This window comes from Flavobacterium sp. OHVDL-2026-0007, from assembly GCF_059882335.1.
This window is the reverse complement of the sequence record NZ_CM187612.1, coordinates 68,343-80,888: the sequence shown is the minus strand read 5'-3', so window position 1 is coordinate 80,888 and position 12,546 is coordinate 68,343. Positions and strand designations below refer to the sequence as shown.

11 protein-coding genes are annotated in these 12,546 nt (G+C 35.9%); 2 read left to right on the top strand and 9 right to left on the bottom strand.

All coding sequences use genetic code 11. The features are described from left to right. Nucleotides 1–32: 32 nt before the first annotated feature. The 8 genes from AC51AA_RS00365 to ychF form a co-directional block, all read right to left on the bottom strand. The gene (locus AC51AA_RS00365; RefSeq protein WP_500705662.1) at nt 33–323 is read right to left on the bottom strand and encodes a PDDEXK nuclease domain-containing protein; all 291 of its coding nucleotides are present in this window, start codon (nt 321–323) and stop codon (nt 33–35) included. Then, a complete protein-coding gene (locus AC51AA_RS00360) occupies nt 314–580 on the bottom strand; it encodes a DUF1016 N-terminal domain-containing protein (protein WP_500703759.1) in 267 nt (88 codons plus the stop codon). The genes AC51AA_RS00365 and AC51AA_RS00360 overlap by 10 nt, the downstream gene beginning before the upstream one ends. Nucleotides 581–637: 57 nt before the next feature. Next, nucleotides 638–2,506 (bottom strand): DNA topoisomerase IV subunit B, encoded by a 1,869-nt coding sequence (locus AC51AA_RS00355; RefSeq protein ID WP_500703758.1) that lies wholly within the window; start codon nt 2,504–2,506, stop codon nt 638–640. Between the two features lie 161 nt (nt 2,507–2,667). After that, the gene (pncB, locus tag AC51AA_RS00350) at nt 2,668–3,843 is read right to left on the bottom strand and encodes a nicotinate phosphoribosyltransferase (RefSeq protein ID WP_500703757.1); all 1,176 of its coding nucleotides are present in this window, start codon (nt 3,841–3,843) and stop codon (nt 2,668–2,670) included. A gap of 99 nt (nt 3,844–3,942) precedes the next feature. Then, the gene (locus tag AC51AA_RS00345) at nt 3,943–4,923 is read right to left on the bottom strand and encodes a transglutaminase domain-containing protein (RefSeq protein ID WP_500703756.1); all 981 of its coding nucleotides are present in this window, start codon (nt 4,921–4,923) and stop codon (nt 3,943–3,945) included. A 3-nt stretch (nt 4,924–4,926) separates the two neighbouring features. Continuing rightward, nucleotides 4,927–5,451 (bottom strand): NADPH-dependent FMN reductase, encoded by a 525-nt coding sequence (locus AC51AA_RS00340; RefSeq protein WP_500703755.1) that lies wholly within the window; start codon nt 5,449–5,451, stop codon nt 4,927–4,929. Between the two features lie 122 nt (nt 5,452–5,573). Continuing rightward, complete coding sequence (locus AC51AA_RS00335) at nt 5,574–6,488, bottom strand: YihY/virulence factor BrkB family protein (RefSeq protein WP_500703754.1); 915 nt, start codon at nt 6,486–6,488, stop codon at nt 5,574–5,576. 254 nt (nt 6,489–6,742) lie between these two features. Continuing rightward, nucleotides 6,743–7,837, bottom strand: a complete 1,095-nt coding sequence (ychF, locus tag AC51AA_RS00330; protein ID WP_500703753.1) for a redox-regulated ATPase YchF — start codon at nt 7,835–7,837, stop codon at nt 6,743–6,745. A gap of 317 nt (nt 7,838–8,154) precedes the next feature. Here ychF and AC51AA_RS00325 point away from each other — a divergent pair, with 317 nt between their 5' ends. Further along, nucleotides 8,155–10,821: a TonB-dependent receptor gene (locus AC51AA_RS00325; protein ID WP_500703752.1), complete on the top strand. Its 2,667-nt coding sequence runs from the start codon at nt 8,155–8,157 to the stop codon at nt 10,819–10,821. Nucleotides 10,822–10,909: 88 nt separating this feature from the next. On the opposite strand, the gene AC51AA_RS00320 is transcribed toward AC51AA_RS00325, so the two are convergent. Continuing rightward, nucleotides 10,910–11,260 (bottom strand): 4Fe-4S dicluster domain-containing protein, encoded by a 351-nt coding sequence (locus tag AC51AA_RS00320; RefSeq protein WP_500703751.1) that lies wholly within the window; start codon nt 11,258–11,260, stop codon nt 10,910–10,912. Between the two features lie 138 nt (nt 11,261–11,398). Here AC51AA_RS00320 and AC51AA_RS00315 point away from each other — a divergent pair, with 138 nt between their 5' ends. Then, on the top strand, nt 11,399–12,472 hold the full coding sequence (locus tag AC51AA_RS00315) for an acyl-CoA reductase (protein ID WP_500703750.1): 1,074 nt from the start codon (nt 11,399–11,401) through the stop codon (nt 12,470–12,472). Nucleotides 12,473–12,546 lie beyond the last annotated feature (74 nt).

Below are 12,546 nucleotides of genomic sequence, written 5' to 3'. Positions count from 1 at the left end.
ATTTATAGTAGAAATTATAAATTTGATATTATCTATTTTTGAATTAGCTCTTTTAAAGCTTCCTCACTCGGTAAAACGGTTTTATATTTACTCGCAAAAATTTGCTCATTGTTTTCTGGTAAAGTATATCTTACTAAAGCTTCGCTTTTATTTTGACAAAGAACAATTCCTATAGTCTTGTTTTCATCGTCTAAACGCATTTCTCTATCATAATAATTGACATACATTTGCATCTGCCCCAAATCCTGATGTTTTAATTCCCCAATCTTCAAATCAATAAGAACAAAACATCTTAATATTCCATTGTAAAAAACTAAATCGATTCTGAAATGTTTATCATCAAAAGTAATTCTATTTTGTCTTGATTTTCAGAAATACTAGACATCGTCTCAGAAATTGAATAAGCCAAGTACAACTTCCTCATATTCTGTAAATTATCAACCGAAAAACCTTTCCCAAATTCTCCTGTTAATTGTTGAGAAAGACCTTTTAATAGTTTCCTTCCGTATTCAGCACGATTCTTTCCGTTTTGCTCTTCTTCAACAATTATTTTTCCAATTTCAAAATAAGTACGCGTCATAGTTGAAATATAACCTTATTTTGAAGATCGTTTGCCAATATTATTTTTATTTAATCTTTAAACTTCTTCTACAGCATCCAATTCGACCTTCAAATTCTTAATGATAAATTCTTGTCGGTCTGGTGTATTTTTACCCATATAAAAAGACAATAATTGCTCAATCGAGGTGTGTTTGTCCATCATAATTGGATCTAATCGAATGGTTTCTCCAATGAAATTCTTGAACTCATCTGGTGAAATCTCTCCCAAACCTTTAAATCGGGTGATTTCTGGTTTTGGTTTTAATTTCTCAATGGCCTCTCTTCTTTCTTCATCCGAATAACAATAGATGGTTTCTTTTTTATTTCGAACCCTAAAAAGCGGGGTTTGCAAAATATACAAATGCCCTTCTTTGATTAATTCAGGAAAAAACTGCAAGAAAAAAGTAATCAATAACAAACGAATGTGCATTCCATCGACATCGGCATCGGTTGCAATTACGATATTGTTGTAGCGTAATTTTTCCAATCCGTCTTCAATATCTAAAGCAGCTTGAAGTAAGTTGAATTCTTCATTTTCGTACACAATTTTCTTACTCATCCCATAAGAATTCAAAGGCTTACCACGTAAACTAAATACGGCCTGAGTATTCACATCACGCGATTTGGTAATAGATCCAGAAGCCGAATCCCCCTCGGTAATGAAAAGGGTGCTTTCTAAATTCCTAGGATTCTTGGTATCGGGTAGATGTGCACGACAATCTCTTAATTTCTTATTGTGTAAATTGGCTTTCTTAGCTCGATCTGTTGCCAGTTTTCGAATACCTGACAATTCTTTACGCTCTCTTTCCGCTTGCAAAATTTTACGCAATAAGGCTTCTGCTGTCGGAGGGTTTTTATGTAAATAATTATCTAATTTATTTTTCACAAAATCATTAACAAAAGTACGTACAGATACTGCTGGCGTTCCATCATCGGATCCCATATCCATAGAACCCAATTTGGTTTTGGTTTGCGATTCAAAAACCGGCTCCATTACCTTGATGCTGATCGCACTCACGATCGATTTACGAACGTCTGAGGCTTCAAAACTTTTGTTGTAAAACTCACGGATGGTTTTAACGATCGCTTCCCTGTAGGCTGCTAAATGCGTTCCTCCCTGTGTTGTATTCTGTCCATTGACAAAAGAATGGTATTCTTCACTATATTGTGTTTTGCTGTGTGTTAAAGCAATCTCAATATCGTTGTCTTTCAAATGAATGATTGGGTATTCTAAATCTTCTTCACTAATGGTCTCTTCTAATAAATCTCTAAGACCATTTTCCGAAAGGTATTTTTCTCCGTTGAATATGATGGTCAAACCATTGTTTAGATAACAATAATTTTTAACCATTTTGATCACATATTCCATACGGAATTTGTAGTTTTTAAAGATCGATTCATCAGGCGTAAAAGTTACTTTTGTCCCTTTTCGCTTGGTTGTATCAATTACATCTTCTTCTAAAACTAGATTTCCTGCTGAAAATTCTGCCGCTTTTTGTTTGTCATCACGAACCGATTCTACTCGGAAATAATTAGACAATGCATTCACCGCTTTTGTTCCGACTCCATTCAAACCTACCGATTTCTGGAAGGCTTTAGAATCGTATTTTCCTCCTGTATTCATTTTAGAAACAACATCGACTACTTTTCCTAACGGAATTCCACGTCCATAATCACGAACGGTAACCGTTTTGTCTCTAATGGTCACTTCGATCGTCTTTCCTGACCCCATTACAAACTCATCGATACAGTTGTCTAAAACCTCTTTTAAAAGGATATAAATACCATCATCTGGCGAAGATCCATCTCCCAATTTCCCGATATACATTCCGGGACGCATACGAATATGTTCTTTCCAATCGAGTGATCGAATGTTATCTTCGGTATATTGATTTTGCTCTAGCATAAATGACTTGGATTTTTGGCTAATGTACCATTTCTAGGTAAAAAATAAAAGCGTATCATTTTAAAGTTATCAATAAAAACAGCTTTAAAACCCATTTAAATTGATTATCAAAAAAAACAAGCGTTAAAAATAAAAAAAATCAGCTTTTGATCAAAATAATCTTATTTAATTCCGAGTACTTCTTTCGCTAAAGCAATCATTTCGGGCGTTCCCGTAGTCTTATTTTTTTCGTCGGACAGTTTTACAACCCCTTGCCAATGCGAATTATCAGGCATAGTTTCGGTTAATTTAACCACCATATTCATCGATGGCAAACCTACATCATTGGTAAAATTCGTTCCGATACCAAATAACATTTTAATTTTATCTCTACAAAAATCCGCAATGATTTTTACTTTATCATAATTGAGTGAATCCGAAAAAACAATCGTTTTATACTTTGGATCGATCGCCATTCTGTTATAATGATCGATTACTTTTTGGGCAAATTCTACAGGGTCTCCACTATCGTGTCGAACACCATCAAAAAGTTTAGAATACTTTTTATCAAATTGATCGAAAAATACAGCCGTGGTATAGGTGTCGGTTAAGGCAATACCGAGATCGCCACCATACACCTGGGTCCAATGCTCTAAACTAATCAAATTAGCCATTTTAAACCCATATTGCCCTGCATGAAACATAAACCATTCATGAGCATGTGTCCCTAAAGGACGCTTATTATTAGTCATGGCAAAATGCACATTACTCGTCCCTATAAAACTTTCCGCTCCAAAAGTGCGCAAGGTTTCATTCACCAAAACATGAACATCATAAGAATGACGTCGTCTGGTGCCAAATTCTAAAACGGCAACCCCTAATTTATTGTAATTATCAATTTTGTCTTTGGTCAGCTGAATTATGGCTTGGTCATTTAATCGAATTAAAGCATTCGATTTATAATAGAGTTCTGAAATCAGTGCCATCAAGGGTACTTCCCATAAAATAGTACGATACCAGAATCCTTCAATAGTCACTTTTATATCAGCCCCTTCTTGCGAAATCTCAACCTCTGTCGGATCATAACTATAACCTTGTAAAAAATCCAAATAAGTGGGATCTAGATACGCACAATGCTTGGCTAAATATTCTTTTTCTTCCTTGGTCAATCGCAAATCAGCCATGGCGTTAACAGCTTGACGCAATAAATGGGCAAAACCAGCAGGAAAAGCATGTTTTCCCCTATTGATAAAAGCATAACGCACTTTCGCTTTAGGAAAAAGCTTTATGACAGCATGTTGCATTGTGAATTTATAGAAATCATTATCTAAAATTGATTTCAGCAAAGTTGTTTCCATATACTAATGGCTATATCGTTTATTTATCTTCAAAGGCCTAAGATACGGCAATTCGACAAAAGAAGCACACTAGCAAAGGCAAACCCTCAGCAATATAACCTATTTGGAAACGATTTTAAAAGCGGCTATGCTGTTCTGATTGAGAAAAAAAGTGATAAAACTGCCCATGTTTCGATCATAAGTAAGTTCAAATTCTAAAGCACCATTCACTTCTTTTGCCTTGTCTATTTTAACCCCTTGATGCTTTTTATTGACATAATACAATCGATCCGATTTTGATATATTTTTAATTTTAAAAAATAATCTATCCCCTACCTGAGCTTGAATTACTCCAGATTTAGGCTTCATGATTTCATAGTCGCCTGCAATGGTTTGATCAAAAATAAGTGGTCCATTGAGAAAATCGTCCTTATTTAGTTTCCTGTTTAAGTAGGTACCTGAATCTGGAAAATGTTTGGCAAAAAAGTACTTCGGGTCTGTATCAAAATAAACAGAAGTAAAATGATTCACCATTGTTTTTCTATTGGTATCGTAATACCCCTGCCCCCAAGTCACATCCAGCAATAACCATTTCCCATCTACCTCAACAATATTCCAAGCATGATTGGAATATGATTTTTCCCGACCAATATCACTTAATGCTCGTTTGGAATCACCGCGAATTACCTGAGATTTCAAACCCACTAGCGCAGCTAAACGCTGATACAACAGGGTAAATCCTTCACAAACCGCTTTATCAGAATTAAAAGCCTTTTGCCAGGTTTTCTCCTTTATTAAAGCGATTTGATTTTGCTTTTCGGCTTCCGTTCGATAACTAAAACTAACCACTTCTGGCGGTTTCAAATAGGCCTGGTAATCATATTTTATATTGAGTGCAATCCAACTATAAATCGCTCTGGCTTTATCATAATCCGATCTAAAATCTTTTTGAATTCTTTGCGCTAGATCTTCAGTGGAATTAAAATGTTTAGGATACGTCAGCACCACCTTATCAATGGCATTGTATTTTTGCGCATAAAGCCCCTCACGACAAAAAATAGTCAGCAAAAACAAGACAAAAACGATCCTTCTTAGGTTCATGAGTTAAAAACTAGACTTAATAATAGCTTTGAGTTCTTTATCTAACTCCGTATTCGAGATTTTATTTTCCTCCAAGTCAAAATTAGCCTCAAAACTTGGCAACGAAAAAGTGGCTTTTATTTGCGCGCCAAATCTAGGAAAGGCAGTATGGGCAATTTCCAAGACAGAAGCGCCCCCTCTAGCCCCTGGAGAAGTAGCCAGTAACAACATTGTTTTCTGTTGAAAAATCTCCTTAGTTATTCTGGAACACCAGTCGAACAAGTTTTTAAAAGCAGCTGAATAATTTCCATTATTCTCCGCCATAGAAACCACTAAAATATCTGCAGTACCTAATTTAGCTAAAAAAGCCTTAGCCAGTTGATGCTGACCGATTTGCTTTTCAAGATCGACGCTAAACAAAGGCATCTCATAATCATTTAAATCTAAAACTTCCACATCCGCTTTTTCAAATAAACTAGCTGCATAAGTAGCAAAATGTCTATTGATCGAATGTTGGCTAGGGCTTGCTCCAAAGGCTATAATTTTCATATTTTCTATTTTTTTTGTGTTAGATCTAAAACTAGGTGTTTATCAAGGACAAATTACATGCCTTAAATTTACGTTTTTTTAAAGAAATCAGTGAACTCCATAAAAAATTGCGGTAATCCTAATTATTGCTTAATTTCAAAAATGGCTTTTTTTATTTCTACCGAGTACTCGTTTGGTGCAATTTTCCCTCCGTATGATTTGGCATATACTTTAGTAAACTCGGCCCCGAAATACAAAATAATAGCCGAATAATACACCCAAACTAAAATAATAATCACCGATCCCGCTGCTCCGTAAACACTCGCTATTGTTGAATTCCCTAAATAAAATCCAATAGCAAATTTACCCATCATAAAAAGGACAGCCGTAAAGCCCGCACCAATAAAAGCATCTTTCCACTTTATAACTCCATCAGGAAGTGTTCTAAAAATAAGCGCAAAGAGTAAAGTAATACTCAGTAAAACGATAACGATATTGATCACATAAAAAAGATACACCGTACTTTGAGGCAGGTACAATTCTAGTTGATCGTTCAAAATATCTAAAGTCGCATTCATCATTAAACTCACCAGCATTAAAAAACCGACCGTAACAATCATAGAAAAAGACATCACTCGATTTTGAATGAATTTCTTAAACCCTTTGTCGGGCTTGGCTCGAAGTCCCCAAATAAAGTTAATTGAACTCTGAATTTCAGCAAAAACGCCCGAAGCTCCAATCAACAACATCAGCACCCCAAACACCGTTACAAAAGCATTGCTATCCGATAGTTGCACATTTTTAATAGCTTCTTGTATCTGAATGGCAGCATCATGACCTACTAAGCGGTTTATTTGTCCATATAACTGCCCTGTTACCGCTTCTTCTCCAAAAAAGAAACCACAAATCGTGATGATGATAATCAATAATGGCGGTAATGCAAATATGGTGTAGTATGATAATGCAGCACTTAACTTAATGGCATTATCCTCATTAAACTCAAAGAAAGTTGTTTTTAGCAAATACCAAGCTGAAGATAAAACAGTACGATGTTCCATGAATTTGACTTTTGAAGTTCTATCAAATTTACGGATTAATATATCGATTAGCTTCTTACATTTTAGACAAGTCTTACATTTTTACCATCAATCCTCTTTTAAAAAGGATCGTTGCCCACCAAAAGATTTAAAACCTAATCGCAGACTCCTTTCCAAACCTTACTACTACAAATGAGTCATCCATTTCTTTTGAGCATAAAAAAAACTGCTAAATTTCTTTAGCAGTTTCTTGTATTTTATAATCGATTAAAAAACTATACGTTAAAACGGAAGTGCATTACATCACCATCTTTTACGATATATTCTTTTCCTTCTACTTTAAATTTACCCGCTTCTTTCGCTTTTGCTTCTGAACCGTAATGCACGTAATCTTCGTATGAAATTACCTCTGCACGAATAAAACCTTTTTCGAAATCAGTATGGATAACTCCAGCGGCTTGTGGCGCTGTTGATCCAATATTGATCGTCCAAGCACGAACTTCTTTTACTCCTGCAGTAAAATAAGTTTGTTGTTTTAGTAATTTGTAAGCGGCACGAATTAAAACAGATGCTCCTGGCTCAGTTAATCCCATATCTTCAAGGAAAACCTGACGTTCTTCATAACTTTCTAATTCTGTAATATCAGCCTCTGCTCCTACTGAAAGGATAATCACTTCAGCTTCTTCGTCTTTTACTAGTTCACGAACCTGATCTACATATTTATTTCCGTTTACTGCAGAATTTTCATCCACATTACAAACGTATAAAACGGGTTTAGCCGTAATTAATTGAAAAGATTCCATCAACACTTCTTCATCAAGACCTTGAGGTGTAATTGTACGAGCCGATTTAGCTTGCAATAAGGATTCTCTGATTCTATCTAAAAGCGCTTTTTCAGTTTGCGCTTCTTTATTTCCAGTTTTAGCGGCACGATTTACTTTTTCTAAACGTTTTTCAACCGTTTCCAAATCTTTTAACTGTAATTCAATATCAATAGTTTCTTTGTCACGAATTGGATTTACATTCCCATCAACGTGAACAATATTATCGTTATCAAAACAACGCAACACGTGAATGATAGCATTACACTCTCTAATGTTCCCTAAAAATTGGTTCCCAAGTCCTTCCCCTTTACTTGCTCCTTTTACCAAACCTGCAATATCTACGATATCCACAGTAGCCATTTGAACACGCTCTGGTTTTACCAATTCTTCTAATTTGTTGATTCTTGGATCTGGAACGTTTACAACACCAATATTAGGCTCAATAGTACAAAACGGAAAGTTAGCACTTTGCGCTTTTGCATTAGATAAACAATTAAATAATGTTGATTTTCCAACATTTGGCAATCCTACAATTCCTGCTTTCATATGTAGTTACTATTTATTTATATGTGATCCTGAATTACTCAGGTTTCTCCATCGATCCTATTACTCGAATATATCAAGCATAGCTTTAATGGATTATGATTTATTTCTTGTATTTGTTTTTTTCTCCAAAATGAAAAATTTTGGCTTTAAAATTTTGCAAATATAAGATTTAATAGCTCGTAAGCGAAGTAAAATTGACGATTAATCTATTTTTATCCGATCTCTTAAAAAAAATAAAACTTTTTACTAATATTTTGTTAAAAATAATTACTTTTAACACTATAGCCAACGAAACATTAAACCAAATTCAAACAACCATGAAAAAGATTACGTTATTATTATTTCTACTCAACACAGTCTTTCTTTTTGCTCAAAAACAAATCACTGGTGTGGTAAAAGACAAATCAGGAGCACCGATACCCGGTGTAAACATTCTGGAAAAAGGAACCAAAAATGGCGTATCTACCGATTTTGAAGGCGGTTACATCATCAAAGTACAAGAGGGAGCCATCTTAATCTTTAGCTATGTAGGTTATACCTCCCAAGAAAAACAAGCCACAAACAGCCAAACCGACATCACTTTAGACCAAAGTGGTGGACAAGTTTTAAACGACGTCGTGGTGGTCGGTTCCAGAAACAGCAAACGAACCGTGGTCAATTCAGCAGTACCCATTGACGTTATTAATGTCAAAGACGTCACTACCCAAAGTGGTAAATTAGAAATCAACCAATTACTCCAATATGTGGCACCTTCTTTTAATGCCAACAAACAATCTGGTTCAGATGGCGCTGACCACGTAGATCCGGCTTCTCTAAGAGGCTTAGGTCCTGATCAAACATTGGTTTTGATCAACGGTAAAAGAAGACATCAATCCTCCCTGATCAATTTATTTGGCACCCGTGGGAGAGGAAATACAGGAACAGACTTGAATGCAATTCCTGCTTCATCCATCAAACGCATTGAGATTTTAAGAGATGGTGCAGCCGCACAATATGGTTCTGATGCCATTGCTGGGGTTATCAATATTGTTTTAAATGACACAGTTGATGAATTAACTGGATCGGTTACCTATGGTGTTTTTAACAGTCATGCCAAAGGAGATTTTTTACCTGGAACACCCAATACAACCGATTTTAGATTGGACCAAAATGGCAATGGAAACTCTTATGGAAAAAACAAATCTCTTGACGGTGGTTCTGTAAAAGTAGCCGCCAATTACGGTGTTGCCCTTGGCGACAAAGGAGGTTTTGTTAATTTCACTACAGAATACATCAACAAAAACAAAACACTTCGTCCTGCCTATGACTTCAGAAAAGGATTTGGAGATGCCGAGATCCAAAGTTTCAACCTTTTTGCCAATATGGCTATTCCGATATCCGACAAAACGGAGTTTTATGCCTTTGGAGGCAGAAATTACAGGGATACCGATGCTTATGCTTTTACTCGAAATGATGGAGAAAGAGTGGTAGAATCGGTATATCCAGGCGGTTACACGCCCCGAATAACTTCTAATATTATAGACAATTCTGTTGCGGCTGGATTTAGAACCAAAACCAATAGCGGATGGAACATTGACCTAAGCAACACTTTTGGAAAAAATTTGTTTCATTATTTTATAAAAGGGACTATCAATGCTTCATTAGAAGATAAATCTCCAACTGAATTTGACGCTGGAGGACATAGTTTAGCACAAAATACCACCAATTTTGATCTCTCTAAAAACTACGACACCGTATTAAGCGGTTTAAATCTAGCCTTTGGAGCAGAATTCAGAACAGAAAAGTTTACTATTTTTTCTGGAGAAGAAGGTTCTTATGCCACTTATGATACCAGCGGAAGACCCATAACTGATCCCGCTAACCAAAGCGCGCCTAGCGTTCCAAATCCTGACTACGATCCAACAGACCCTACTTCGTCCCCAACAATCCCTAGACCGGGTGGCTCGCAAGGTTTTCCTGGATACAGTCCTGCCAATACAGTAGACAAAAGCCGTACCAACTTATCCTTATATGCCGATGCTGAATTAGACGTAACAGAAGCCTTTTTACTAAGCGGTGCCGTGCGTTTTGAAAACTACAGCGATTTTGGTAGTACGGTAAACGGAAAATTAGCTGCTAGAATTAAAGCCGGCGATCATATTAATTTTAGAGGCTCTGTAAGCACAGGTTTCCGCGCCCCATCTTTGGCTCAAATTTATTATAACTTACGTTTTACAAATTTCAATGCTAGTGGCGCTACCGAAGTTTTACTGGCCCCTAACAACAGCCCGGTTACCAAAGCTTTTGGTATTCAAAAATTAAACGAAGAGAAAGCGGTAAACGCTTCTTTAGGATTCACTGCTACCTTCGGCGATTTCACCGCAACAGTTGATGGTTATTACATCAAAGTAAAAGACCGTATCGTTTTAACGGGTTACTTCGATGCCAGTGCCTTAAATCTTGGTGTTTCTGAAGCACAGTTTTTCGTTAATGGTGTGGATACCAAAACACATGGTTTAGATTTAGTTTTTGCCTGGAAGAAAAGATTCGGAGCCTCACAATTGGGAGCCACCTTCGTAGGAAACATTAATGATATGAAAATTGACCGCGTAAAAAGTGGCGCCCTTGATGAAGCTACCTTTTTTGGAAACCGTGAAAAAGCCTTTTTATTATCCTCTGCCCCTGATAGCAAACTGGGCTTAAACTTAAACTACAGTATCAATAAGTTCGATGCTGGTCTGGCCTTTACTCGTTTCAGCAAAGTTGTTTTAGTGGATTATGCAGACGAAGAGGATATTTACAACCCTAGATTGGTGACAGACCTAACCCTAGGTTATAAATTGAGCGAGCATTTAAAACTAAGTGTTGGAAGCAACAACCTTTTCAATGTATACCCAAGCAAACAAGACGAACAAGGCAATACCGAAGCTGGTGGTTATTGGGATGCTGTTCAAATGGGCTTCAGCGGAGCTTATTATTATGCACGTCTAGGCTTTACTTTTTAAATCCAAAAAAAAACTTTAACCCGTTTGATATAAAGCAAAAAAAATCCTGAGCTCAACACTCAGGATTTTATTATTTTCTTTAAAAAGACTATTCGTTATGTAAAAACGCTTGTCTATTTAATAAAGTCTCTTCATCTTCTACATGATTTTCATCAGGAACACAACAGTCTACAGGACACACAGCAGCACATTGAGGCTCATCGTGGAATCCTTTACATTCTGTACATTTTCCTGGAACAATATAATAGACTTCGTCTGAAATAGGTGTTTGAGCATCCTCTGCATCCACTTCTGTTCCGTCTGGTAAAATTACTTTACCTGAAAGCCTAGTTCCATCTTTATATCTCCAATCATCAGCTCCTTCATAAATTGCTGTATTTGGGCACTCTGGTTCACAAGCCCCACAGTTTATGCATTCGTCAGTTATAATTATTGCCATTTTATTCTTGGTTATGAGTTAAAAGTTACAGGATTTACGTTAAAAATGTCAAACATCTTATTCTGCTTTGCCTTATAACTTAATATAGCTTATTTTTGTGCAAAATTACAATCAAAACCTTTCATAAACAAATTACTTATGTTACAAAACGAAAAAAAACAATCTTTTATAGCACTAGGTCGATTTTTAAGTCAATTTTCTGAAGAAGAAAACACTAAAAATGAATCGGTTTTAGGGAATGACTTGTTTTTTGAAGATTTTATCAAACTGATACATTTATCACAATCACACAATGGATGGTATACACCTGAACAAGTGTATTTTGCTATAAAATCATGGGCCACTGCCTTAACAGAAGAAAACATTGACAAATGGCTTTGCGCCTATTCATTCGACGCTGCTCAAGAGCAGAAAAACACCAAAACGGTTGCTTTAATCTTAGCAGGAAACATTCCTTTAGTTGGATTCCATGATTTCCTCAGCGTTTTAATCACAGGGAACAAGGCCTTGATAAAAACCTCTTCAAACGATCAACATTTATTGCCTTTTCTAGCCAAATATTTAATTTTCACCAACGAAAGCTTAAAAGAGTACATCAGTTTTGCGGAAGGTAAATTAGAAAACTTCGACACCGTAATTGCCACTGGAAGTAACAATACAGCGCGCTATTTTGAATATTATTTTAAAGACAAACCGTCGATTATTCGCAAAAACAGAAACTCTGTAGCGGTTTTAAATGGAAAAGAAACCCACGAAGAGTTAGAAGCTTTGGGCGAAGATATTTTTAGGTATTTTGGATTGGGTTGCCGTAATGTCTCTAAACTTTTTGTTCCCAAAGGCTATACTTTTGACGCTTTTTTTCAAGCTATTTTTAAATACCAAGAGGTAATTCACTACGAGAAATACGCCAATAATTACGATTACAACAAAGCGGTTTTTCTAATGAGTAATTTCAAATTATTAGACAATGGCTTTTTGACTTTAAAAGAAGATCCGAGTTACGCCTCTCCCATTTCAAGTGTCTTTTATGAATTTTATGAAAACATCGACGATTTACAAACACGTCTTGAAAAGGATACCGAACAAATTCAATGCATTGTGAGTAAGGATTTAATCCAAAACAGCATTTCTTTTGGGCAAACTCAAAATCCTCAATTATGGGATTATGCAGACAACATAGATACTATAACGTTTTTGTTAACAACAAAGTAAAAATATGTTCAATTATTTCGAATAATTTATCGGTTTTTCAGCTCCTATTGCCGAAATTTGCATCTTTAATTTTT